Annotated in this window: 22 protein-coding genes; 10 read left to right on the top strand and 12 right to left on the bottom strand. The window is 72.3% G+C overall.

What is annotated here, in order from left to right:
- Positions 1-98: 98 nt before the first annotated feature.
- Together pfkB and ABZ635_RS00880 are read left to right on the top strand one after the other, a co-directional pair.
- Complete coding sequence (gene pfkB, locus ABZ635_RS00885; RefSeq protein ID WP_357756838.1) at positions 99-1,040, top strand: 1-phosphofructokinase; 942 nt, start codon at positions 99-101, stop codon at positions 1,038-1,040.
- A 78-nt stretch (positions 1,041-1,118) separates the two neighbouring features.
- On the top strand, positions 1,119-1,388 hold the full coding sequence (locus tag ABZ635_RS00880; RefSeq protein WP_357756835.1) for an HPr family phosphocarrier protein: 270 nt from the start codon (positions 1,119-1,121) through the stop codon (positions 1,386-1,388).
- Positions 1,389-1,486: 98 nt separating this feature from the next.
- On the opposite strand, the gene ABZ635_RS00875 is transcribed toward ABZ635_RS00880, so the two are convergent.
- Together ABZ635_RS00875 and ABZ635_RS00870 are read right to left on the bottom strand one after the other, a co-directional pair.
- Entirely contained in the window at positions 1,487-3,127 is a 1,641-nt protein-coding gene (locus tag ABZ635_RS00875) for an AMP-binding protein (RefSeq protein ID WP_357756832.1), read from the bottom strand.
- A gap of 163 nt (positions 3,128-3,290) precedes the next feature.
- Positions 3,291-4,046 carry an SDR family oxidoreductase gene (locus ABZ635_RS00870; protein ID WP_357756830.1) on the bottom strand — a complete coding sequence of 252 codons (756 nt, stop codon included), beginning with the start codon at positions 4,044-4,046 and terminating at the stop codon, positions 3,291-3,293.
- A 459-nt stretch (positions 4,047-4,505) separates the two neighbouring features.
- Here ABZ635_RS00870 and ABZ635_RS00865 point away from each other — a divergent pair, with 459 nt between their 5' ends.
- The 4 genes from ABZ635_RS00865 to ABZ635_RS00850 all read left to right on the top strand — a co-directional run bounded on the left by ABZ635_RS00865 (position 4,506) and on the right by ABZ635_RS00850 (position 10,704).
- Positions 4,506-5,696 carry an MFS transporter gene (locus tag ABZ635_RS00865; protein WP_357756828.1) on the top strand — a complete coding sequence of 397 codons (1,191 nt, stop codon included), beginning with the start codon at positions 4,506-4,508 and terminating at the stop codon, positions 5,694-5,696.
- Between the two features lie 83 nt (positions 5,697-5,779).
- The gene (locus ABZ635_RS00860; RefSeq protein ID WP_357756825.1) at positions 5,780-6,814 is read left to right on the top strand and encodes a nitronate monooxygenase; all 1,035 of its coding nucleotides are present in this window, start codon (positions 5,780-5,782) and stop codon (positions 6,812-6,814) included.
- A 116-nt stretch (positions 6,815-6,930) separates the two neighbouring features.
- On the top strand, positions 6,931-8,103 hold the full coding sequence (locus ABZ635_RS00855) for an MFS transporter (RefSeq protein WP_357756822.1): 1,173 nt from the start codon (positions 6,931-6,933) through the stop codon (positions 8,101-8,103).
- 81 nt (positions 8,104-8,184) lie between these two features.
- On the top strand, positions 8,185-10,704 hold the full coding sequence (locus tag ABZ635_RS00850) for a penicillin acylase family protein (RefSeq protein WP_357756819.1): 2,520 nt from the start codon (positions 8,185-8,187) through the stop codon (positions 10,702-10,704).
- A gap of 54 nt (positions 10,705-10,758) precedes the next feature.
- Here ABZ635_RS00850 and ABZ635_RS00845 read toward each other — a convergent pair whose 3' ends face one another.
- The gene (locus tag ABZ635_RS00845) at positions 10,759-11,631 is read right to left on the bottom strand and encodes an oxidoreductase (protein WP_357756816.1); all 873 of its coding nucleotides are present in this window, start codon (positions 11,629-11,631) and stop codon (positions 10,759-10,761) included.
- 79 nt (positions 11,632-11,710) lie between these two features.
- Here ABZ635_RS00845 and ABZ635_RS00840 point away from each other — a divergent pair, with 79 nt between their 5' ends.
- Entirely contained in the window at positions 11,711-12,307 is a 597-nt protein-coding gene (locus ABZ635_RS00840) for a TetR/AcrR family transcriptional regulator (RefSeq protein WP_357756813.1), read from the top strand.
- A gap of 13 nt (positions 12,308-12,320) precedes the next feature.
- Here the strand turns inward: ABZ635_RS00840 and ABZ635_RS00835 are convergent, their stop codons facing one another.
- The 8 genes from ABZ635_RS00835 to ABZ635_RS00800 all read right to left on the bottom strand — a co-directional run bounded on the left by ABZ635_RS00835 (position 12,321) and on the right by ABZ635_RS00800 (position 19,705).
- Positions 12,321-12,989 carry a DUF899 domain-containing protein gene (locus tag ABZ635_RS00835; protein ID WP_357756811.1) on the bottom strand — a complete coding sequence of 223 codons (669 nt, stop codon included), beginning with the start codon at positions 12,987-12,989 and terminating at the stop codon, positions 12,321-12,323.
- Positions 12,990-13,460: 471 nt separating this feature from the next.
- Positions 13,461-14,750, bottom strand: a complete 1,290-nt coding sequence (locus tag ABZ635_RS00830) for a hypothetical protein (RefSeq protein ID WP_357756808.1) — start codon at positions 14,748-14,750, stop codon at positions 13,461-13,463.
- Between the two features lie 47 nt (positions 14,751-14,797).
- On the bottom strand, positions 14,798-15,475 hold the full coding sequence (gene leuE, locus ABZ635_RS00825; protein WP_357756806.1) for a leucine efflux protein LeuE: 678 nt from the start codon (positions 15,473-15,475) through the stop codon (positions 14,798-14,800).
- A 144-nt stretch (positions 15,476-15,619) separates the two neighbouring features.
- A complete protein-coding gene (locus ABZ635_RS00820; RefSeq protein WP_357756803.1) occupies positions 15,620-16,303 on the bottom strand; it encodes a hypothetical protein in 684 nt (227 codons plus the stop codon).
- A gap of 138 nt (positions 16,304-16,441) precedes the next feature.
- A complete protein-coding gene (locus ABZ635_RS00815) occupies positions 16,442-17,392 on the bottom strand; it encodes a M56 family metallopeptidase (protein ID WP_357756800.1) in 951 nt (316 codons plus the stop codon).
- Complete coding sequence (locus ABZ635_RS00810) at positions 17,389-17,766, bottom strand: BlaI/MecI/CopY family transcriptional regulator (protein ID WP_357756798.1); 378 nt, start codon at positions 17,764-17,766, stop codon at positions 17,389-17,391. Before ABZ635_RS00810 ends, ABZ635_RS00815 begins: the two co-directional genes overlap by 4 nt.
- A gap of 155 nt (positions 17,767-17,921) precedes the next feature.
- Entirely contained in the window at positions 17,922-18,911 is a 990-nt protein-coding gene (locus ABZ635_RS00805; RefSeq protein WP_357756795.1) for a cytochrome c biogenesis CcdA family protein, read from the bottom strand.
- A 5-nt stretch (positions 18,912-18,916) separates the two neighbouring features.
- Positions 18,917-19,705: a thioredoxin domain-containing protein gene (locus ABZ635_RS00800; RefSeq protein ID WP_357756792.1), complete on the bottom strand. Its 789-nt coding sequence runs from the start codon at positions 19,703-19,705 to the stop codon at positions 18,917-18,919.
- Between the two features lie 111 nt (positions 19,706-19,816).
- Here ABZ635_RS00800 and ABZ635_RS00795 point away from each other — a divergent pair, with 111 nt between their 5' ends.
- Together ABZ635_RS00795 and fdhA are read left to right on the top strand one after the other, a co-directional pair.
- Positions 19,817-20,296 carry a hypothetical protein gene (locus ABZ635_RS00795; RefSeq protein WP_357756789.1) on the top strand — a complete coding sequence of 160 codons (480 nt, stop codon included), beginning with the start codon at positions 19,817-19,819 and terminating at the stop codon, positions 20,294-20,296.
- Between the two features lie 69 nt (positions 20,297-20,365).
- Positions 20,366-21,583, top strand: coding sequence for a formaldehyde dehydrogenase, glutathione-independent (gene fdhA, locus ABZ635_RS00790; protein ID WP_357756786.1), 1,218 nt, complete (start codon positions 20,366-20,368; stop codon positions 21,581-21,583).
- A 121-nt stretch (positions 21,584-21,704) separates the two neighbouring features.
- Here the strand turns inward: fdhA and ABZ635_RS00785 are convergent, their stop codons facing one another.
- Complete coding sequence (locus ABZ635_RS00785) at positions 21,705-21,911, bottom strand: hypothetical protein (RefSeq protein ID WP_357756783.1); 207 nt, start codon at positions 21,909-21,911, stop codon at positions 21,705-21,707.
- A 183-nt stretch (positions 21,912-22,094) separates the two neighbouring features.
- Between ABZ635_RS00785 and ABZ635_RS00780 the strand changes: the two genes are divergently transcribed.
- Entirely contained in the window at positions 22,095-22,289 is a 195-nt protein-coding gene (locus ABZ635_RS00780) for a DUF1918 domain-containing protein (RefSeq protein WP_357756780.1), read from the top strand.
- The last annotated feature ends 625 nt before the right edge of the window (positions 22,290-22,914 follow it).

Genomic DNA, 22,914 nt, shown 5'->3' with positions numbered 1-22,914 from the left:
GATGGAGACACACCACAGCGGGACCCACCTCCTCGGGCGCGCCCTCCACCCCGAAGGCCCCCGGACCGGGCGCGTCACACCCCTCGAAGAGAGCACCCATGATCCTGACCCTCACCCCGAACCCGAGCGTCGACCACACCCTTGAGGTCGACCGCCTCGTCCGAGGCGAGGTCCTGCGCGTGCGCGCCACCCGCTCCCAGGCGGGCGGGAAGGGCGTCAACGTCTCACGGGCCCTGGCCGGGGCCGGGATCGACACCCGGGCCGTCCTCCCGATCGGCGGCGGCGGCGGGGCCGAACTCGTCGCCCTGCTCGGTGACCTGCCCCGCGTCACCGTGCCCATCGGCGGGGAGACCCGGGCGAACGTCACCGTCACCGAGGCGGACGGCACCACCACCAAGCTCAACGCCGCGGGCCCCGCCCTCGCCCCCGAGGAGATCGAGGCCCTGCTCGGCGCCCTGGACGAGGAGCTGGGCCGCTCCCCCGACTGGGTGGTGGCCAGCGGCAGCCTGCCCGCCGGAATCCCCGACGACCTCTACGTCAGGGTCGCCGGACTCGCCGCCGCCCACGGGGTGCCCCTGGCCCTGGACACCTCCGGTCCGTCCCTGGCCACGGCCGCCAAGGCCGGGTCGGTCTCCCTGCTCAAACCCAACCACGAGGAGCTCGCCGCCCTGGTGGACCGCGACCTGCCGACCCTCGGCGACGTCACCGAGGCGGCACGCGAGGTCCTCGCCTGGGGAAACGAGTCCGTTCTGGTCACCCTCGGGGGCCACGGCGCGCTGCTCGTCACCGAACGGGACGCGCGTTGGGCGCGCGGCCCCCGGGTACGGACCCGGAGTACCGTGGGCGCGGGTGACAGCGCGCTCGCGGGGTTCCTCGCCGGAGAGGGCCCCCCGCCCGAGCGCCTCCGTCAGGCCGTGGCCTGGGGGACGGCGGCCGTCGCGCTCCCCGGAACGACGGTGCCCCAGCCCGACGACGTCGCCACCGACGGTGTGAGTGCGGCGACCGAGCCCGACCCCGGATGGCGGATCGCACCGTCGTGACCGCCCGTTCCACAGCCACCGCCCGCCGTGACCGGGACCGGACACCCCGGCCCCGCCCGACACCCTCCAAGGACTGACATGCCCGAGCGCACCGTAGTCATCGGCTCCCTCCTCGGCCTGCACGCCCGGCCCGCGACCCTCTTCGTCCAGGCGGTCAACGAGACCGGCCTGCCCGTCACCGTGTCCCGCGCGGACCACAAACCGGTGGACGCCCGCAGCGTGCTCGCGGTGATGGCGATGGGGGCCTCACACGGCGAGACCGTCACGCTGACCTGCGAGGACGAGAACTCGGACGAGGCCCTGGACACGCTGGCCCAGATGCTCGGCAAGGAACTCGACCCGAGGTAACCGGGGCGGGGCGGGTGGCGCGACCGCCCGCCCCGCGCCTCAGACCGGCCCGTATCAACCAGCCCGTAGCAGACCGGCCCGTAGCAAACCGACCCGCCTCAGAGCAGCCCGTCGCGCATCAGGCGGACGGCCTCCTCGCGCATACGCACCTTGCGGACCTTGCCGGTGACCGTCATCGGGAACTCGTCCACCACGTGGACGTAGCGCGGGATCTTGAAGTGCGCGATGCGGCCCTCACAGAACGAGCGCAGCGCCTCGGCGGTGAGCGGCACGGCACCCCCGCGCATGCGCACCCACACCATGAGCTCCTCGCCGTACCTCTGGTCGGGCACCCCGATCACCTGCGCGTCCAACAGGTCGGGGTGCGTGTACAGCAGCTCCTCGATCTCCCGCGGATAGATGTTCTCACCTCCTCGGATCACCATGTCCTTGATCCGGCCGGTGATGCTCACGTAGCCGTCCTCGTCCATCACCGCGAGGTCACCGGTGTGCATCCAGCGGGCGGCGTCGATCACCTCGGCCGTCCTGTCCGGCTGATCCCAGTAGCCGAGCATCACCGAGTAGCCCCGGGTGCACAGTTCACCGGGCGTCCCGCGTGCGACGGTGATGCCGGAGTCGGGGTCGACGACCTTGACCTCCAGGTGCGGCCCGACCCTGCCGACCGTGGACACCCGGCGCTCCACCGAGTCGTCGACACGGGTCTGGGTGCTGACCGGAGAGGTCTCCGTCATGCCGTAGCAGATGGACACCTCGCGCATCCCCATCCGATCGATGACCTGGCGCATCACCTCGACCGGGCAGGGCGACCCGGCCATGATTCCGGTGCGGAGCGAGGACAGGTCGTAGGAGTCGAAGTCGGGCAGGGCGAGTTCGGCGATGAACATGGCGGGCACGCCGTACAGCGAGGTGCAGCGCTCGGCCTGGACGGCTTCCAAAGCGGCGGCCGGGTCGAATCCGGGGCCGGGGATGACCATGCACGCGCCGTGGCTGGTGGCGGCCAGGTTTCCCATCACCATGCCGAAACAGTGATAAAAGGGAACTGGCAGGACAATTCGGTCGACCTCCGTGTATCCCAGAAGCTCCCCGACGGAGAACCCGTTGTTGAGGATGTTGTGGTGCGAGAGGGTCGCGCCCTTGGGAAAACCCGTCGTGCCGGACGTGTACTGGATGTTGACCGGGTCGTCCGGGGATAGCGCGGCCTCCACCCGGACCAGCCGCTCCGGGTCGCCTGCGTCACCCGCGGCAAGCAGGGCCTCCCAGGCGGGGCCGTCGAAGAGCACCACCTCGCGCAGCCCGGGACACCTCCCCCGCACCTCCTCGATCATCGCCGCGTAGTCGGAGGTCTTGAAGGAGGGCGCGGCGATGAGCAGGCGGACGCCCGCCTGGTTGAGCACGTACTCCAGCTCGTGCGTGCGGTAGGCGGGATTGATGTTCACCAACACGGCGCCGATCCGCGCCGTCGCGTACTGCACGAGGACCCATTCGGACCGGTTGGGCGCCCAGACGCCGACCCGGTCCCCCTTGGCCACGCCCAGGCCGAGCAGCCCCAGCGCCACCCGCTCGACCTCCTCTCCGAACCGGCGGTAGGTGAGCCGGAGCCCGGAGGCCCGGTCCACCAGGGCGTCCCGGTCGGGGTGGGCGGCGACCGTGCGGGCCAGGTCGGCGCCGATGGTGTCACCCAGCAGGGGCGTGGTCGAGGTACCGGAGGCGTAGCTGGGAAGGGCGGCGTTCACACTCAAGACCAGGCTCCTAGCCGTGCGGGACAGGGGACCACACGCCCGGGGAGAGCCGTCACGCGCCCCCGGGCATGTAAGCCAGATCACACCTATCACGCGGCCGAACCCACGGGAAGGGGCACCGCGACACCCCGGGCCTGCTACGAGCGCCCCACCCCCACGGCGTTCACTCCCGGACGCGGTGCACCTTGTGCTGCGCGGCCTGGGCGCGCGGACGCACCACCAGGAGGTCGACGTTGACGTGCGGCGGCCGGGTGATCGCCCACACGATGGTGTCGGCGACGTCCTCGGCGCTCAACGGGTCCGGCACCCCCGCGTACACGGCCTCCGCCCCGGCGCTGTCCCCGCGCAGCCGGTTGAGGGAGAACTCCTCGGTCTTGACCATGCCGGGGGCCACCTCCAGCACCCGCACCGGCTCCCCGCACAGTTCCAGGCGCAGGGTGGCGGCGAGCGTGTGCGCGCCGTGCTTGGCGGCCACGTAACCGCCACCGCCCTCGTACACCCCGTGCCCGGCCACCGAGGAGACGACCAGGACGGTGCCGTCCCCGCTCGCGATGAGCGCGGGCAGCAGCGCCTGGGTCATGTTGAGCACGCCCAGCACGTTGACCTCGTACATGCTCCGCCAGTCGGCCGGGTCACCGGTGGCGATGGTCTCGGTGCCGATCGCGCCGCCCGCGTTGTTGACCAGGACGTCGCAGGCGCCCAGGTCCCCGGCGAACGCGTCGACCGCGGCCCGGTCGGTGACGTCCAGGACGTGGGCCCGCGCGGAGTGCCCCCTCGCGGTGATCTCCTCGGCCAGCCGCTCGATCCGGTCGGCGCGACGAGCGACCAGGACCACGTCGTAGCCCTCGGCGGCGAGCCCGCGCGCGGTGGCGGCACCGATCCCGCTGCTGGCTCCGGTGACGACCGCGGTCGCTGTCATGTGGTTCCTCCCAAGGTCAGGTGTCGCGCCGAGCGTATCCGGGAGGGGCCGCCGGGCGTCCCGGCGGGGCCGGGCGACGCCCCGGAGGCGGAGATCGCGGGCGCGGCCTCGGCCCTCCCCCACACCCCGCGGCAAGCACACCCCGCCCCAAGCACACCCTTCCGCGAGCCCCCCGGCACCGGCACCCGCCTGAACGCCGGGGTCTCCGAACACGCCCCGGAAGCGGCGCCACACCGACCGGGATCGCGAAAACACGTGGAGTGACAAGACGCTCCCCTGTTACCGTCGGCGAAATCCTCACCGGCCCGGCGGACGGGTCCTGACGGAAGCGGGCCGCCCATGTCCCCTGTCCCCTCCGAACACGCCCCCGAGACCGGGTCACGCCCACCCCCCGCCACGGGCCCCGCGGCCCCTCCTCCCGCGCCGCCCCCGCGCGAGCGGTTCCCGCTCCTCGCCCGAATGAGCGTGTTCACGCTGGTGGGCACCGCCGCCGACTTCGCCTTCGGGGCGGTCTTCGTCACCGTGATCATCGCGCGCGGCGCCGAACCATGGGCCGTGGGGCTCATCCTGGCCGGGGGCCACGTCATCGGCATGCTCATGGAGGCCCCCAGCGGCGCCCTCGGCGACCGCTACGGGCACCGCCGCCTCCTCACCCTGGGCCTCCTGGTGTGGGGAGCGGGCCTCGTGACCCTCGGTCTGGCGAACGGGCTCGTGTTCACCGTGGTGGGCGTGTGCCTGGGCAACGTCGGGGCTTCGCTGAAGTCCGGCACCCTCCACGCGATCCTGATCAACCGGGTCGGCTCGCACGACAGGAACGCGCGCGTCACGAGGATCGTCCGGGTCCACGCCGTCTCCACGCGCACGGGCTCCGTACTCGGCGCCGCCTCCGTGATGGTGGCCGGAACGTGGCTGTCGGCGGGAGCCCTGATCGCCGTCGGCGGCGCGCTCGTCCTCCTCCTGGGCGTGCTGGCCCCCACGTGCTTCCCGACCACTCCGGGCCAGCCGGACCGGCGGATCGGCGCCATCGTCCTGGAGTCCGTCGTGCTGGTCGCCTCCCGGCGCTTCCTCCCGCCCGTCGTACTGGCGCTCTCACTGATGGTCGCCACCATGCTGCTCGTGGTGTCCTGGCAACCGATGCTGCTGGCCGAGTACGGCGGCGGGGACGTCCGGCTGAACGGCCTGGTGCTCCTGCTCATGAGTGTGTCCCTGACCGCCGGGGCGGCCTGCGCGCGCTGGGTCCACCACGACCGCCCCCACGTGTGGGGCGGGCTCCTCTCCATGGGGATCGGACTCCCGCTGGTCCTGGCCGCCCACGGGGTCGTGCCGCTCGTGACGGGGCTGGTCGCCGCCGAGTTCCTCATCGGGCTCGGCGGGGTGCTGTCCGGCGCCTGGTGCCAGCTGATGTTCACGGACGCCAACCGCAACACCATGTTCTCGGCCGTGACGGTGGTGACGCTGCTCGGCAGCGCGTTCACCACCGGGTCGTTCGGGTGGTTGTGGGACCTGTGGGGCGTCCCCGCGGCCGTGTCCGTCCTGGCGGTGTTCGCCTTCGCGCTGGCGGCGACGGCGATGCTCCTCTCCCGGCTCCTTCCCGAGTCCACGGACTTCGCCTGGGCGGTACGGCACGGCGAGGGCGCGGACCGCCCCTGAACCGCGTCCTGTTAGCCTGCGCGCAGGTCACGCGGGGAGCCGGCCCCGCGCCGGGCCACCTCCGCTCTGGGAAGGCGAGAAGCATGAACCTGCCCGAACTCCTCGGTGCGCGCCCGATCCTCCAAGCGCCCATGGCCGGGGGCGCGACCACCCCGGCCCTGGTCCACGCGGTGGCCGTGGCGGGCGGGTTCGGCTCCCTGGCCGCCGGGTACCTGTCCGCTGCGGCGCTCTCCGAGCGGATCGACGAGGTCCGGGCCCTGGGGACCGATGTGTTCGGGGTGAACGTGTTCGTCCCCTCCGGGTCGCGCCCGCCGGACGCCGACCTCGACGACTACCGCGCGGAGCTGGCGGAGGAGGCCCTCCGGCACGGCGCCGAGATCGGCCCGGCCACCCACGACGACGATGACTGGGACGCCAAGATCGACCTCCTGGCCGAGTCCGCGGTCTCCGTCGTGAGCTTCACGTTCGGCTGCCCTCCCGCCCGGGTCCTCCACCGGCTGCGGGACGCGGGTGCGCTGACCGTCGTCACCGTCACCACCGTCGAGGAGGCCCGGACCGCCGTGGCGCGGGGCGCCGACGGGGTGTGCGCACAGGGCCTGGAGGCGGGCGGACACCGCGCCACCTTCGACCCCTCCCGCTCCGATGACCGGCCCCTGCTCGCGCTCGTGCCCGAGGTCGTCCGTGCCGTGGACGTGCCGGTGGTCGCCGCCGGTGGTGTCATGACCGCCCAGGACGTGGTCGCCGCCCTGGCGGCCGGCGCCTCCGCCGTCCAGTTGGGCACGGCCTTCCTCCGCTGCCCCGAGAGCGGCGCGCAACCCCCGCACAAGGCCGCGCTGGCCGACCCCGGCTTCGCCGCGACCTCGCTGACCCGCGCGTTCACCGGACGCCCCGCGCGAGGGCTCACCAACCGGTTCGTGCTGGAGCACCCGGACGCGCCCGCCGCCTACCCCGAGGTGCACCACATGACCAAGCCGCTGCGCGCGGCCGCGGCCCGAGCGGCCGACACCGGGGGCATGGCCCTGTGGGCGGGGACCGGGTTCCGTCAGGCCCGTGAGGTCCCCGCGGCCGACCTGGTCGCCGAACTCCGGGAGGCCGCCGTCCGTTCGGGCTCCCTCTAGGGCCGCGGCGACGCGGACCGGGGCGCCCCTCGAGGGTTCCCGCGCGGCCGGAGGAACCGGATTGTCGGCACCGGCTCCTAGGGTGGCGATCCCCCCGCGCCTACCCCCGGAGCACCATGACCGACACCCGACGGCGCCCCTCCCCCTGGCGGTTCAGCCGCGACCAACGAGCACTGGTCCTGGGGTCGCTGCTCAACTCCATGGCGTTCTTCGCCGCCCTCCCCTTCGCCGCGCTCTACCTCGCTGACCGCACGGAGCTGCCCGCCGCGGGGATCGGCGCCGTCGTGGGTGGCATCCCCCTGATCGCGGCATTCGGCGGCCTGCTCAGCGGCATGGTCGCCGACCGGCTCGGCGCGGTCCGGCTCATGCGCTGGGGCCTGCTGCTGAACGTGGCGGTGTACTCCGCCCTGGCCCTCGCCGACGCACCGGCCGCGATCGTCGCGCTCTTCCTGGCACTGGGCGTGGCACGCACGTTGGTCGAGCCGAGCATGAAGAAACTGCTGTCCCTGTCCGACACCGGTGACGGGCGGCTCTTCCGGGTCCGGTACATCACCCTGTGCATGGGCGCCATCGTCGGCCCCGCCGTGGGAGGCGTGCTGTTCCACACGGGTCCCACGGCGTTCTTCCTGGCTCCGGCGGCGTTCTTCGCCCTCTACCTCGCGGTGATGGTGGTGAGGGGCGGAGAGCTGGCCCGGCTGGAGACCTCGACCGGTGGCGGCGGCCGGGTTCCCTGGACCAGCGCCCTGCGGGACCGCCACCTGATGGCCGCGATCGGCGCGGGGGCCGTGGTCTTCCTGATCATGGCCCAGATGGACACGTCCATCCCGCTGCACATGAAGGGCTTCTACGGAGACGGCACGGAGTACCTGTTCGCCTCGTTGCTGGTGGTGAACGCCGCGCTGGCCCTGCTGGTACAACCCCCGGTGATCTGGCTGTCGGAGCGCCTCCCCCGCGGCCCGCTGGTGGCCCTGGGGTGCGTGTTCTTCGCGGTCGCCTTCGGCTGCGTGTGGCTGGGCACGACCCACGTCGCCCTGCTGTACGTGGCCATCGTGTTCTGGACCCTGGGCGAGGCGATCCTGCTGCCCCTGCCGGACATCGCCGTGCACTCCCTGGCCTCGGACGACCGCAAGGGGACCTACTTCGGCCTTTCCGAGCTGCGCTACCTGGGGTTCTTCGTCGGCCCGATCCTGGGCGGCGCCCTCCTGGACTCCTCCGCGCCCGTCTACTTCGCCTTCATGGCCGCCGCGGTCTTCCTCTGCCTGCCCCTGCTCCGAGGAGCGTCGCGGTGAGACCTACCAGTTGGTCACAATTGGATACGACCAGGCTGGCGCCCCTAGAGCACGTGACGCACGACACCTTAAGGTTCCGCCATGGGTGTATTGCGCAAGCGTGTCCTTCTACGTGTCCTTCTGGGGTTTTTGGCGGTTGTCGCGTCCCTCGCTCTGGTCGCGTCCCTGCTCGGGGTGTGGGCGGTCCGACGGTCGTTCCCGACGGTCTCCGGTGAGCTGACCCTCTCCGAACTCGGCTCCCCGGTCACCGTGTTGCGGGACGCGTACGGCGTGGCGCACGTCTACGCGGACGACGCCGAGGACCTGTTCGTCGCCCAGGGGTTCACCCACGCCCAGGACCGGTTCTGGGAGATGGACTTCCGCAGGCACGTCACGGCGGGCCGCACCGCCGAGCTGTTCGGGCCCGGCCAGGTGGAGACCGACGTCTACCTGCGCACGATGGGCTGGCGAAGGGTCGCCGAGCAGGAGTACGACCTCCTGGAGGAGGACACCCGGCGCTACCTGGACGCCTACGCGGCCGGGGTGAACGCCTGGATCGACGACAACCAGGGGCTCTCCGCCAGTCTGGAGTACGGGCTGCTCGGGATCACCGCCGACGACTACACCGTCGAGCCCTGGACCCCCACGGACAGCCTCGCCTGGCTCAAGGCCATGGCCTGGGACCTGGGCGGCAACCTCCAGGCGGAGTCCGAGCGGGCCCAGCTGCTCGCCCAGGGCCTCGCCGAGGACATGGTCGAGGAGCTCTACCCCGCCTACCCGACGGACCGGCACGCGCCCATCACCGACACCGGCGAACTCGCCGACGCGGACACCGAGGCCGACCTCGGTCGCGCCCCCGACCTGCCGGAGGAGGCCCTGGCCGCTCTGGAGGGGATGTCCGACGTCCGAGAGGCCATCCCCGACCTGCTCGGCCCCTCCACCAGCCCCGACCTGGGCTCCAACTCATGGGTGGTGTCCGGTGAGCACACCGAGACGGGTGCGCCGCTGCTCACCAACGACCCCCACCTGGGCGCGTCCATGCCGTCCACCTGGTACCAGATGGGGCTGCACTGCACCGAGCTCTCCGAGGCCTGCCCCTTCGACGTGAGCGGGTTCAGCTTCTCCGGCCTACCGGGCGTGGTGATCGGCCAGAACGAGTCCATCGCCTGGGGCTTCACCAACCTCAACCCGGACGTCATGGACCTCTACCTGGAGCAGGTGGAGGGCGACGAGTACGTGGTGGACGGCGAGCGGCGCCCGCTCGACGTCATCGAGGAGACCATCGCGGTCTCCGGCGGCGACGACCTCGAACTCACCATCCGCTCCACGCACCGCGGCCCGATCCTGTCGACGACCGCCGCCGGTTCCCACCTGCGGGAGGTCGGCGAGAACCCCCGCGAGGGCGACGACGCCCCGTACCAGGTGTCCCTGCGCTGGACCGCGCTCCAGCCCGGCACCACCGCCGACGCCGTGTTCTCCCTCAATCGGGCCCGCGACTGGGACGGCTTCCGCGAGGCCGCCAGCAAGTTCGACGTCCCCTCGCAGAACCTCGTCTACGCGGACGGAGACGGCAACATCGGCTACCAGGCGCCCGGTCTGGTCCCCGTCCGCGGCAAGGGCGACGGCCGCTGGCCCGCGCCCGGGTGGGACTCCGACTACGACTGGGAGGACTACGTCCCCTTCGACGAGCTCCCCAGCGTTTTCAACCCCTCCTCGGGGGTGATCGTGACCGCCAACCAGGCCGTGGTGGACGAGGACTACGAGCACTTCCTCACCGCTGACTGGGACTACGGGTACCGGAGCCAGCGCATCAACGACCTGCTCGACGAGGCCATCGCCGAAGGCCCGGTGGGGGTGGACGACATGGAGCGGGTGCTGATGGACTCCCAGCACGGCGCCGCCCTGGAGACCACCCCGTACCTGCTGGACGTGGAGGTCGGCGGGGTGACCGCCGAGGCGCAGGGCCTGCTCGCGGACTGGGACCACCGCAACGAACCCGACTCCGCCGGTGCGGCGTTCTACAACGCCACCTGGCGCCACCTGCTGCCGCTGCTCTTCGACGAGCTCGGCCCGGTCGACATGAACAGCAACTCGCGCGGGATGTACGTGGTCACCCGGCTCCTGGAGGACCCCGACTCCGTGTGGTGGGAGGGTACGCGGGTCAACGGCCGCGACGAGGTGCTGGCCGCCGCGATGGAGGCCGCCGCGATGGAGCTCACCGAGCTGCTCGGAGACACCCCGGCCGACTGGCGCTGGGGCGACCTGCACACCCTGACGGCCACGCACGACTCGTTCGGCACCTCCGGCATCGGGCCGGTGGAGTGGCTGTTCAACCGGGGACCGGTGGAGAGCTCGGGCGGGTCGAGCATCGTGAACGCGACCGGGTGGAACGCGGCCGAGGGCTACGGGATCACGGCGGTTCCGTCGATGCGGATGGTCGTGGACCTGGCCGACCGCGACGCCTCGACCTGGATTCACCTGACCGGCAACTCCGGCCACGCCTTCCACCCGAACTACGACGACCAGCTGGAACTGTGGGCCGAGGGCGCCACCCTTCCCTGGGCGGTCTCGGAGGAGGCGGTCCGGGAGGCCAGCACGGAAGAGCTCACCCTCGTTCCGTAGGCACCGGCCGTCACGGCCCCGAGGACTCCGCGTCCCCGGGGCCGTTCGCGTCGGTCAGAGCGGGAAGGACGTCGCGGTCATCTCCTCGGACAGGTCCCACAGGCGCCGGGCGGCGTCGGCGTCGCGCGCGGCGGCGCTGCGGCCGGAGGGCCCGGGCGCCCCGTTCACGAGCAGTCCGGTGGGCCCGGCGAAGAACGCTCCGGGGACGTCCTGCGTGGCGGCGTAGACCGTGGGCAGGGCGCCTGCGGACGCGCTCTGGGCGAGGATTCTGTTGCCGATCCGCAGCAACCCGTCGTGCAGGTGGTTCCCGCTGCGGCTCTGGAGGTTGGTGGCGGCGTAGCCGGGGTGCGCGGCGGTGGCCAGCACCGGGGAGCCGACCTCGTCGAGTCGCCGCTGGAGCTCCAGGGTGAACAGGAGGTTGGCCAGCTTGGACTGCCCGTAGGCCCGGTAGGGCGTGTAGCGGCCCTCCAGGTTCGGGTTGTCGAAGTCGATGCCGCTGACCGCTCGGTGCAGCCCGGAGGAGACGGTCACCACGCGCCCGGTGACGTGTTCCAGGAGGAGGTTGGTGAGGGCGAAGTGCCCCAGGTGGTTGACGCCGAACTGGGTCTCGAAGCCGTCCGCTGTCCTGGATTCGGGGACGGCCATGAGCCCGGCGTTGTTAACCAGCAGGGCGAGGTCGCCCTTCCAGGCGTCGGCGAACCCGCGCACCGACGCCAGGTCGGCCAGGTCGAGCGGACGGACCTCGGTCTCACCGAAGATGTGGGCCGCGGCCCGCTCTCCCTTGTCGGTGTCGCGCACGGCCAGCACCACACGGGCCCCGCGACCGGCCAGGACCTTGGCGGTCTCCAGGCCGAGTCCGCTGTTGGCTCCGGTGACGACGGCGGTGCTTCCGGTCAGGTCGGGCAGGTGCACGCTGGTTCCACTCATGCTCACAACGTAGGCACCCCACTCGAAGTTGTCAATGACAACAATGATGTCGGTGCAAACATCGGACTATGCTGGTGACATGTCCGACCGCCCCTACCACCACGGCGACCTCCGCTCCACCCTGTTGGCCAGCGCCGAACGCACCCTCGCCGAACGCGGCCCGCAGGCCCTGTCACTACGCGAACTCGCACGTGAGGCGGGTGTCAGCCACGCGGCGCCCGGCCGCCACTTCAAGGACAAGCGGGCCCTGCTCGACGCCCTCGCCCTCCACGGGTTCCAGCGGCTCCAGGCCGCCCTGGAAGAGGCCAGACGCCAGCAGGACCAGGCCGGTGCCGACACCGGCGCCTACCTCCTGGGCCTGGCCCGCGCCTATGTCGGCTTCGCCCTGGCCAGCCCCGCCCTGTTGGACCTGATGTACGCGCGCAAACACGACGACGACGCCCCCGAGCAGCTCGCCGAGGCGGTCGGCGCCATGCTCGCCACCGTCCTGGACACCATCGCCGAGGGGCAGCGGGCCGGGGAGATCGCCGAGGGGGACCCCACGGCGATCGCCTTCACCGTGGCGTCCACCCTGCACGGCTTCGCCTCGTTCTCGGCGGGTGCCAGCATCGAGGACGTCGACGAGGGGCTGGGCGACGTCGTCCGCCTGCTGCTGACGGGTCTGGGCCCCCGCTGAACCGGGGCCCCGTTCAGTCCCCGTACTCGTCGCGCAGGCGCCACCAGGCGTACGGCGACTCCTGCGGAACGCCCTCGGGGCTGTCCTCCCAGGTCTCCTGACGGCCCAGCGGGGTGAGGTCGAGCAGGCTCCAGTTCGTCCCGAGCTTCTCCACGCCCCGGCCCCGGGTGAAGTAGGTGCGGTACACGGAGGTGTCGTCACGGATGAACACGCTCAGCCCGAAGCTGTCGTTGTCGTCGACGGTCACCCCCATCTCCTCGTTGAAGCCGTCGCCGAAGGACGAGTACCACGGCACCGTCCATCCCCGCTGCTCGCGAACGGCCGCGATCTCCGGGTAGGGCGCCCTGGACACGACGGCGAGCGTGGTGTCCCTGGCGTTCAGGTGCGCCGGGTCTCCGAGGTTGTCCACGAACATGGAGCACCCGGAGCACGGGCGCTTGGAGCCGGGCGCGAACATGAAGTGGTAGGCGATGAGCTGGCGGCGCCCCTCGAAGAGGTCCACCAGAGAGAACCTGCCGCCCTCGCCCGTGAAGCCGTGCTCCGCGTCGATCCGGACCCCGGGCTGCCTCCTGCGTTCGGCGGCCAACCGGTCCTGGGCCCGGGTCAGCTCCTTCTCCTTGGCCATCAGTTCTTCGTGCGCCTTGTTCCACTCGGCCGGCGTGACGGCTTCGGGCATCCGCATGTTTCCTCCGTCGGGGGGTGGTGCGGCGGGCCACCGGTGTGGGACCCGCCCGTTCCACCCTCGTACCCGCCCACGACATTCCGTCTCCACCGCGTCGCCGAAACCTCGCGTGGCGTGACGCGGAAGGACGTGGACATGGCGCGGGGCGCCGAGGGCGCGGGGCGCGGGGACGCGCGAAGGCCCGCCGGGATCTCCCGGCGGGCCTTCGGTAGGTGTGAGGGGTCGGTGCGGCGGTCGCCTCACGGCGGGTGGCACAACAGGGCTCCCGACCACCACTGGGGTGCGGTATTCCCTGAAGGCTGTTTTTGAGCCCGGGGGACACTTAGACCGCACCGACCCGAACCGTGTAACGAGCTCACCCCTGGGGCTATTCCGCGAGGAGGGACACGAGTCCGGGAAATCTCCGGCCACACCCGGCCGGGCGCCCGACACGTCCGGAGAACACCCGTTTCCGCACCGGCGCGTGTGCGGTCACGCGTCGGATGCCCCACCGGACCGGTCGCCCGCGAGAGGGGGCCGGACGAAGGGGTCCGCGGGCGGGTCGTGGGGGATCTCCTCGTCGAGCAGCCACACCCAACCCGGCCGCCACTCGGGGGCCCTCAGGGCCATCTCCCTCTGGAGGGGCCCGATCCCCGGCCTGGACAGGAACCCGGTGCCGCGCCACCAGTCCGGGTGGTGGTCGTAGGCTCGCTCCACAGTGACCCCCTCGGGATCGGCGTGGGCCCTCAGGAAGAACCAGGAACCGCGCTCCGGGTGGTGGTCGTGCTGGTGCATCCCGAAGACGTCCAGACCGGTCATCCCCGGATCGTCCACCCGTCTCCCCGCTCCGTCGTACAGGTAGCTGCTGCTCACCTGGCCCGCGCACAGGGCGGTGTAGGTCAGCGTCCCGCCGAACCTGGCGGCGGTGTCGCGGAGCCAGGACCTGAGGTCGCGCTCCGATTCGCTCTCGGGGGGCTCGGGCCGCGCGAACTCGGGCGCGGTGCGGGCCACCGCGGTGACCATGTCCTCCCAGGCGTCGTAACTGATGGTCCAGGGGCCACGACGTGTGTCCGGACGCCCCGTTCCGGCGGGCACCTCGGGTGGGACCCGGTCCCCGGTGAGGAGTCCGGCACGCCCCAGGACCTCAAGGAGGGCCGTGCTGTCGAGCGCGCCGTTCAGGGGGGCGAGTGCCTCCCGGACACTCTCCGGACGGACCCGGCCAGCGATCACCGCCCCGGCCAGTGTCCGGATCACCGAACCGATCGTCTCCAGCTCCGGGAGCCCGTCCGGGTAGTCCGGGTCGTGTAGGGCGGTGTCCACCAGATCGCCGAGTCGGTACACCAGCTCGTCCACTGACGAGCACCGGGCCAGCTGCTCGTCGAGGCCGTCCTCGTCGACCCAGCTCGGGTAGGCGATCCTGCCCCACGTCTGGTCCCACCAGTACGCGAACCCTGGAGCGTCCACCTCCTCGGTCCGCTCCACCCACTCCCACGGCAGCCATCCCGGGGCGTCGGCGAACAGGTCGACGGGAAGCTCGTCGGACCTGAAGGTGGAGCCGTCGCGGTCCCAACCGAGTAGCAGGAAGCGGCCGCCCGCGACCCTGGTCATGCGCCACCAGCTACCACCGCCGTCCTCCAGGTGCAGTCCGTCGTCGTCGAGGCGGTGGTTCTCCGGCCAGAAGGAACCGAGACCGGAGCAGACGGCACAGGTCAGGGCGGCCAGTGCCCAGATCCGCGCGGGGTCGGGCAGGTCTTCGGGGCGGCCCGGGTGGTGGAAGGGCACGAGTCTCCTGAATGCTGGGGGGTGGACCGGCGGGAGGGGGAGCCCCCTCAGACGCCGCTGACGGACAGTTTTACCGCGAAGCCGAGGAACAGCGCGCCCGCCGCCGACGTGGCGCCCGCGGTGAGGCGCCTGCGGCGCCCGAAGGCCGCCGCCAGCCGGGTCCCGCTGAAGATGAGCACCGAGAGGTAGAGCAGGCTGACGGCCTGGAGCAGCAATCCCAGGACCAGGAAGGACAGCGCCGGGTAGGCGTAGGCGGGGTCGACGAACTGCACGAAGAAGGAGATCAGGAAGAGGATCACCTTGGGGTTGAACAGCGACACCACGAGGGCGCGGCGGAAGGGCCGCTCCCCCGGCGTCGTCTTGTCTCCCACGGCTCCGGCGTCGGCGTCCGCCGCCCGCTGCTCCTCGGCGCGCTGGTGCCGGGAGGTCCACAGGGCGTGCGCGGAGCGCAGCATCCCGATCGCCATCCAGATCAGGTAGGCGGCGCCGGCGTACTTGACCACGGAGAACAGCAGCGGGTTGGCCCGCAACAGGGAGGCCGCCCCCGCCGCGGCCAGCAGCATCAGCAGGGCGTCGCCGGTGAACACCCCCGCGGCGGCCCGGTACCCGGTGCGGGTGCCGCTGCGGGCGGCGACGGAGAGGACGTAGAGGGAGTTGGGCCCCGGCAGGAGCACGATCAGGACGAGTCCCGCCAGGTAGGTCGGCAGGTCGGTAATACCGAGCATGGCCGTAGTGTGTCACCCCGTGCCCGGGCGGCGACGCCTCGGGCGCCGTTTGCGGACACGTCCGGGCCAGGCGTCCCAGCGGCCCGGGCGGGGCCGTGACCGTCCCGGTCGGAGCGCGGGCGGGCCCGGCGCTCCGGGACGGGCTCAGTGCTCGGGGACCGGCGGTTCGTCGAGGGTGACCAGGTCCAGGAACTGTCGCGCTTCGGAGAGGGCGTCGGCCAGTTCCGTCTGCCCGGTTTCGGACACCTCGAAGAACGCCTGCTCCATCCATCCCCGGGTGGTGGCCAACCAGGCCACGACCCGGGGGTCGCGGCGCTCGGGCCTGGTGTGCGTGACCTCGCCCACCAGCGCGACCAACCCCCACAGTGCCTGCGGGGTGTCCCGCCCCCACCACGCCTCCAGGTACGGGCCGAGGTCGTCCCCGGCCTCCGCGAGGGTGCCCCAAGGCGTGTGGCCGAGATCCCCCTCGGTGAGGCCGTGCTCCCACCAGACGGACAGGCACGCCCGCAGTGAGTCGGCCTCGTCCTCGGGCCAGTCGGTCCACCCGGCCCGGCGCAGTGTGGCGAAGAGTCCGTGGAGGTCGCCGTCCCCTCGGAGGGAGAGTTCCAGGAGCCGGGGCAGGAAGTGGCGCAGGTCGTCCACGTCGCCCCAGGTGTTGAGGACCTTGTGGGAGAACCGGCGCAGTCGGTCGGCGTCCAGCTCGCGCAGCGGGACTCCGAGCAGGTCATGGTGGTCGTTCTCGGTGACGCAGTGCTGACACCCCTCGACCCGCGCGGGTCGTGGGTAGCGCGCGAACACCCGGTACACGTCCTCGATCTCGCTCTGCACGTCCCCAGGATGGACCAAGGGCGCCGCGTGCCGCTACGGGTGCGCGGGGTCGTGTCGCGCCCGCCTCGGCGGCCCCCGCGAGGGCGCGTGTCCGCGCCGAGGGCCCGCCGCGTTCGTCCGCTTCCCGGGACGCCCTGGTCAGCCGACGCACTCGCAGTGCGGGAGGACCACGTTCAGGACGGTCGCCACGGCGGTGAGCGCCAACGGCAGGAGCACCGCCAGCGCGGCGACCGCGTAGGCGCCCCGCCCGGCGGTGGGCGGCGGGGCGGGGCGGACCTGACGGCGCACCCGGCGCACCGGGCAGGCCCCGGTCACCGCCAACGCCGCGTCCGGGCCCCGCTCGCCCGCCCCGGCCATGATCCCCAGGGCGTGTGCGAGGGCGCCGGGCCCCTCCTGACGCGCCGCGTGGTCGTCGGCCACCCATTCCACGAGCTCGGGAACCTCCCGTGCGGCCGCTCTGAGCAGGGGGACTCCGGGGAAGGCCGTGTCGAGCAGCCGCGTCCAGGTGACCAGGAGGTGGCGGCGTCCGCGCAGGTGGGCCCGTTCGTGGGCGAGTACGGCGCGGAGTTCGGGGCCGGTCAGCCGGTCCAGCGCGCCCCGGGTGACCACGATCCCGAACCGGCGGCCGGGCACGCAGTAGGCGGCCGGCGCGGGGCGCTCCACCAGCCAGACCCGGTCGAGGTGCAGGGTTCGGCGGTGCGCCTGGACGGCGAGCGCCCGCCCGTGCTCACGGGTCCACGTACGGCGCCGCCGTGCGCGGCGCGCCGCCGTCCACGAGAGCCGGGCCAGTCCGAGGACCCCGAGGAGTCCGGCGACCGCCACCCCTCCCTGGGCCCCGTTCTGCTGGACCGCCTGGAACAGGTCGACGCAGGCGGCGACGACGGCCTTCACTCCGGGCCCCATGACCCGTGTCGCCAGGGTCGCGAGCAGGAGCGCGCAGGCCAGCGGCCACACGACCGTGGTGAGGGTCCACAACGCGAGCGCCGCCCGGGCACTGGCGCCCGTCCCCTCCTGGAACGCGCGCAGCGCCCTGGGCCCCGCCGTGCTCCACAGCACGACGGCGGCCAGGGCGCCCACCGACCAGGTCACGGGCGCTCGTGTCGGGGGATGTCGGCGAGCAGGTCGCGGAGCAGGTCGAGGTCGCTCGGGGCCATCCGGTCGACGAAGCGCAGCAGGGCCCCCTGGGAGTCGCCGCTGTCGTCGAGGGCGCCGTGCATCCGGTCGGCCGCGTACGTGGCCCGGTCGCGCAGCGCGCGGTAGAACCACAGGCGACCGGTGCGTTCCCGGTCGACCCAGTCCTTGCGTCGCAGGTTCTCCAGGACGGTGGAGATGGTGGTGTAGGCGGGTTTGCGGTCGGCCAGCCCCTCGACGACCTCGCGCACGCTCAGCGGGCGTCCGGCGGCCCACAGGACCCCCATCACCGCGGACTCCAGTGACCCGAGCCCCGGAACCGTGTTACTCATGGCCCGCCGTTCCTCATGCGCTTCTCCGTCCCAGGATAGGCAGCCCCGCGCGTCGGAGGCCGGATCGGTGGCGGGCCCCCGCTCGGGAGACCGAGCGCAGCGGTCTTCGGAGACCGTGCGGTGCCGTCCTCGGGGGCCGCGCCCGCCCGGGGGTGTCACTGCGCACGCCCCGCCGCCCCTCCGCTGGCCGGGGAGTCCCCCTCCGGTTCGGGCTCCGCGTGTTCGGACCCCTCGCGTTCGGACCCCACCGGTTCGGGCCCCTCGCGTTCGGACCCCTCCGATTCGGGGGCCTCTCCTGCGGGACCCTCGTCCTCGGCACGGTTCCGGCGGCGTGAGAGCACGGCGGCGCCCACCGCGAGCGCGGCCACCACGGCCAGCGCCACCAGGGCGACCAGGTCGGTACCGGTGCCCAACCGGACGAACACGTCCTGCGCGCGGTCGGCGGTCTCGGCCATCCAGGACGATCCGGGCAGCCCGGTCATCGAGGCCGTGCCGTCGAAGGCCACGAACAGCGCGCCGATGGCTACGAACAACCCGCCGGACAGCAGGGCCGTGGTGTGCGTGCGCAGCGGTCCCAGGGTCACGGTCCGCCCCCGCAACCAACGGCGCCCGCCCAGGTCGAAGTGGTCCCAGAGCAGGGCCAGGAAGAACATCGGCAGCACCATGCCCAGCGCGTAGGCCGCCATCAGGAGCGTCCCGCGCCCGGGTGTGCCGGTCGCCGCCACCGTGAGCACCGCGCCGAGGATGGGCCCGGAGCAGAACCCGGCGAGGCCGTAGACGGCGCCCAGACCCAGGACCGACAGGTTGCCCTGGCCCCCGGCGAACCTGCTCTGCGCGCGGGCCATGACCCCCCAGGTGAAACCGAGGCCGAGGATCTGCGCGATCCCGAAGGCGATGATCACTCCGCCCGCCACCGTGATGAGCAGGTCGCGGTGCCCGTAGAAGAGCACGCTGACCATCGCCGATCCGGCTCCGAGGGGGACCAGGGTGAGGCAGAGCCCGGCGTAGAACACCACGGTGCGCAGGAGCAGCTGGCCGGTGTCGCGGAACGCGTAGGCGAAGAACGACGGCAGGAGCAGGGCGCTGCACGGGCTGAGCAGGGCCAGCAGGCCGCCGAGGACCGCGGCGACGTACCCGATGTCCACGGCGGTCACTCCCCGGCCGCGGCGAGCGCGGTGTCCACGCTCCGGACGAACACGTCGAGGGGCTGCGCGCCCATGACCGGGTCTCCGTTGATGACGAACGCGGGCGTGGCGCTCACCCCGATCTGCTGCCCCTCCACGAAGTCGTGGCTGACGGCGAGACCGGCCTGTTCGGCGTCGGCGTCCTCCCGGAACCGGTCGGCGTCGAGGCCGAGTTCCTCGACGATGTCGTCGAGGAGCGCGTCCGGGTCGTCACTGGACTTGAGTTCCTCCTGCTGGGCGAACACGGCCTCCTGGTACTCCCAGAAGGCACCCTGCTCACCCGCGGCGACCGCGCCGAGGGAGAGGGTGCGGGACAGGTCGCCCAGGTAGGGGAACTCGCGCCACTCGATCCGCAGGTCACCGGACTCCACGTAGCGCTCGACGAGTTCGGGCTGGGTCTCCTGGGCCCAGGAGGCGCAGTAGGGGCAGGCGAAGTCGGAGTAGGCGACCAGGACCACGGGCGCGTCCTCGCTGCCGAGGGACATGGGGTCGTCGGCCTGTCGGCGGGCCAGTGTCTGTCCCCACGCGCGCTGGTCTGCGTCGATGTGGTCGACCACCGAGGCCTCGTCGGGGGCTGCCGCCTCCTGTTCGCCTCCTTCGAGGCGCAGGCCCACGACCACGGCGACGACCAGGGCGGCCACGACCGCGCCGCCGATCAGGAGCGGTGACAGCCCGCCGCGCCCGCGCGCGCCGACGCCCTTGGCCCCGGCCCCCTTGCGGCCCCCGTCCCGTGGCTTCACAGCGTCCTTCGGCATACCGACCCCCATTTTCTATGCTGGATAGAGACTACTCTATGCTCCATAGAAACAAGGTGGGACGCACCGGCGCGGACGAGCCCGGGGCCCACTCTCCCGGAAGGACGGAACATGCGCGACTGGGGCCCGCGCCAGTGGGCGACCGCGGCGGCGGGGACCGCGCTGACACTGGTGATCCTCGGACTGCCCGCGGTACTGATCCCCAACGGGATCTTCGCCCGGGAGATCGAACCCGCGTGGTGGTCGCACCCCGTCTGGGTGGCCGCGGCCGTGCTGTCCGGACTGCTCATGGGCGCCTACACCCGGCCCGCGACCGGGGGATCGGAGGGCCAGGGCGGCAAGCGGGGCCTCGGCGGCGGACTCCTCGCCTGGTTCGCGATCGGGTGCCCGGTGTGCAACAAGCTCGTCCTGCTGGCGCTGGGCACCAGCGGCGCCATGGCCTGGTTCGCCCCGATCCAACCCCTGCTCGCCGCCGCCGGACTCGCGCTGCTGGCCGTCGCCCTGCGGGCCCGGCTCCGGGCGAACGCCTCCTGCCCCCTCCCGGGCACCGCCACGTCGTCACGCCCGGATTCGGTTAGCCGGGGCCGCTAGCGGAAAGAGTGGGAGGACACCCCCACGCAACCGGAGCGAGGCCGCCCAGGCGGAGAGGTAGGAAGGACCATGACCGGTAACAGAGGAGTCGTGTACCAGGGCCCCGGCAGGGTCGAGGTCGAGGACATCGCGTATCCGGACTTCGTGCTGCGCGACGGCCCCGGAGTCAACCCGGCGAACGTGGGACGCGAGGTCCCGCACGGGGTGATCGTGAAGGTCGTCGCCACCAACATCTGCGGCAGCGACCAGCACATGGTCCGGGGTCGCACCACCGCGCCCCAAGGGCTGGTCCTGGGCCACGAGATCACCGGTGAGGTGGTCGAACGGGGCCCCGACGTCGAGTTCGTCCAGGTGGGCGACCTCGTCTCGGTCCCGTTCAACATCGCCTGCGGGCGCTGTGTGAACTGCAAGTCCCGGCACACGGAGATCTGCCTCAACGTCAACCCGGACCGGCCGGGCTCGGCCTACGGGTACGTGGACATGGGCGGCTGGGTCGGCGGGCAGGCACAGTACGCGCTGGTGCCCTACGCCGACTGGAACCTGCTGAGGTTCCCCGACCGCGACCAGGCCCTGGAGAAGATCCTGGACCTCACGATGCTCTCGGACATCTTCCCGACGGGCTACCACGGGTGCGTCAGCGCCGGAGTGGGCGTGGGGTCGTCGGTCTACGTGGCCGGTGCCGGACCCGTGGGGCTCGCGGCGGCCGCCTCGGCCCAGCTGCTCGGCGCCGCGGTGGTGATCGTCGGCGACCTCAACGAGGAACGGCTCGCCCAGGCGCGCGGGTTCGGCTGCGAGACGGTCAACGTCGCCGCGGGCGACCCCGGCGACCAGATCGAACAGCTGCTCGGCGCGCCCGTCGTCGACTGCGCGGTCGACGCCGTCGGGTTCGAGGCGCACGGGACCGGCGACGACGCCGTCAAGGAGGCGCCCGCGAGCGTCCTGAACACGGCGATGGACGTCACCAAGGCGGGCGGGGCCATCGGTATCCCCGGCCTGTACGTGACCGGCGACCCCGGCGCCTCGGACGAGGCGGCCAAGGTGGGTTCGCTGTCGATCCGCTTCGGGCTGGGCTGGTCGAAGTCGCACGCCTTCTTCACCGGCCAGTGCCCGGTGATGAAGTACCACCGCGAGCTGATGGCGGCGATCCTGAACGACCGCGTGCGGATCGCCGACGCGGTCAACGCCGTGGCCATCCCGCTGGAGGACGCTCCCGAGGGCTACCAGTCCTTCGACCAGGGTGCGGCGAGCAAGTACGTGCTCGACCCGAACGGCTACCTGGGCACCTGAGCGCGTGCCTCGGGGCGGCGGTCGGCGGCTCCGCCGCCCCGGGGCCGCCGCCTCCGCGCGCCTGCTCCGGGTCCCGGGCCACCAGGCCCCGAGACACGAGCCGAGGAGGGCGGAGGGCGGGCTACCCCCCGGAGATGCGCCGGGACACGTAGAGCACCGCCCCGGCGGCGAGGGCCGCGATGCCCATGGAGGCCACGAGGGAGGCCAGACCGAGGATCACCCCCTCCAGGGCGACCCAGGACTCCAGGAAGTCCCGGGTGGCGGTCCGCGAAAGCACGAACACACCCATGAAGACGACGAACGCGATGATCGGGGAGAACTTTTCCACTCGTTCATTATGCGAGGTGCGGGCCGGTCCGCACATCCGGGAGGCACGAGCCCCGAACGTTCGCGTTCGACCGAATGGTGAACGTATCCGCAGGTCGACCGGGTTCGTCCGTCCTTGCGAGCGGGTACCACCCGACTGTGACCGGCCTGGGGGAGGCCGGTCCCGGAGCACGGAGGAGAGCGGATGCGCGCCACCATCGGAGACCAGTTGCACACGCACGGCGTCACCAGTTCCAAGGGCGAGCACGAGGCCGAGATCATCGACGTCCTCGGGGCCGATGACGGCCCGCCCTACCTGGTCCGCTTCGCGGACGGTGAGGAGCGGGTGGTCTACCCGGGCCCACGGACGGTCGTGCGCCCCCGCACGCCGAGCGACTGACCGGCGGGGCCCCGGCCCGGTTCCGACCGCACGGGCCGGGGCCCCGGGGTGCCCACACCGTCGATCGGGGCGGGACCATGTCCCGGGCCCTGGGGAGCGAGGTTCCCGACTCCCGGGCCGTCCGCCCCACCGCCTCCCCGGCCATCGCTCCGGGTGACGCCCACGTCACGCCAGCGGGACGCCCGCGCGGCCGCCGACGCGCGCCAGTACGGCCCGAAAGCGACCCCGCGCCCCCGAGCGGAGCCGCGCCGACACGCCCCCGTGCGCACCGGACACACCCCCGGACGGCCGTTCTCCTTTTTCACCGACCGCACTTTTCCACCCCTTCCACAGATCCTCCCCTAACCCGCCGCACACCCGTTCACCGCTTCACCTGCGAGAACGAATACTCCCCCCCAGACAAAGGCGACGTGACCTGGATCACACTGCGCGATCCCTATTGACTCCCGAAGACCGCCGGTGGAAAAGTCACCCCCAGCAAACAACGAAAGGAGGAAACATGAAGACCAAGCGCATCCTCACCGACGTCGTCGGCTAGTCAGTGCATTAACGGGGAGTGGAGTTTCCGGTCCGGAAACTCCACTCCCGATCACTTGGAAACAGGGAACACCCGCACTGATCCATT

Origin of the sequence: Nocardiopsis sp. NPDC007018, assembly GCF_040635075.1 — a bacterium.
In the GTDB taxonomy this organism is placed as follows: Bacteria; Actinomycetota; Actinomycetes; order Streptosporangiales; family Streptosporangiaceae; genus Nocardiopsis.
The sequence above is the reverse complement of the archived record's forward strand: the minus strand, read 5'-3'. Positions and strand labels throughout refer to the sequence as shown.

Coding starts and splice junctions, on each gene's coding strand:
- pfkB (WP_357756838.1), top strand. CDS start 99: ATGATCCTGACCCTCACCCCGAACCCGAGCGTCGACCACACCCTTGAG.
- ABZ635_RS00880 (WP_357756835.1), top strand. CDS start 1,119: ATGCCCGAGCGCACCGTAGTCATCGGCTCCCTCCTCGGCCTGCACGCC.
- ABZ635_RS00870 (WP_357756830.1), bottom strand. CDS start 4,046: ATGACAGCGACCGCGGTCGTCACCGGAGCCAGCAGCGGGATCGGTGCC.
- ABZ635_RS00865 (WP_357756828.1), top strand. CDS start 4,506: ATGAGCGTGTTCACGCTGGTGGGCACCGCCGCCGACTTCGCCTTCGGG.
- ABZ635_RS00860 (WP_357756825.1), top strand. CDS start 5,780: ATGAACCTGCCCGAACTCCTCGGTGCGCGCCCGATCCTCCAAGCGCCC.
- ABZ635_RS00855 (WP_357756822.1), top strand. CDS start 6,931: ATGACCGACACCCGACGGCGCCCCTCCCCCTGGCGGTTCAGCCGCGAC.
- ABZ635_RS00850 (WP_357756819.1), top strand. CDS start 8,185: ATGGGTGTATTGCGCAAGCGTGTCCTTCTACGTGTCCTTCTGGGGTTT.
- ABZ635_RS00845 (WP_357756816.1), bottom strand. CDS start 11,631: ATGAGTGGAACCAGCGTGCACCTGCCCGACCTGACCGGAAGCACCGCC.
- ABZ635_RS00840 (WP_357756813.1), top strand. CDS start 11,711: ATGTCCGACCGCCCCTACCACCACGGCGACCTCCGCTCCACCCTGTTG.
- ABZ635_RS00835 (WP_357756811.1), bottom strand. CDS start 12,989: ATGCGGATGCCCGAAGCCGTCACGCCGGCCGAGTGGAACAAGGCGCAC.
- leuE (WP_357756806.1), bottom strand. CDS start 15,475: ATGCTCGGTATTACCGACCTGCCGACCTACCTGGCGGGACTCGTCCTG.
- ABZ635_RS00810 (WP_357756798.1), bottom strand. CDS start 17,766: ATGAGTAACACGGTTCCGGGGCTCGGGTCACTGGAGTCCGCGGTGATG.
- ABZ635_RS00800 (WP_357756792.1), bottom strand. CDS start 19,705: ATGCCGAAGGACGCTGTGAAGCCACGGGACGGGGGCCGCAAGGGGGCC.
- ABZ635_RS00795 (WP_357756789.1), top strand. CDS start 19,817: ATGCGCGACTGGGGCCCGCGCCAGTGGGCGACCGCGGCGGCGGGGACC.
- fdhA (WP_357756786.1), top strand. CDS start 20,366: ATGACCGGTAACAGAGGAGTCGTGTACCAGGGCCCCGGCAGGGTCGAG.
- ABZ635_RS00780 (WP_357756780.1), top strand. CDS start 22,095: ATGCGCGCCACCATCGGAGACCAGTTGCACACGCACGGCGTCACCAGT.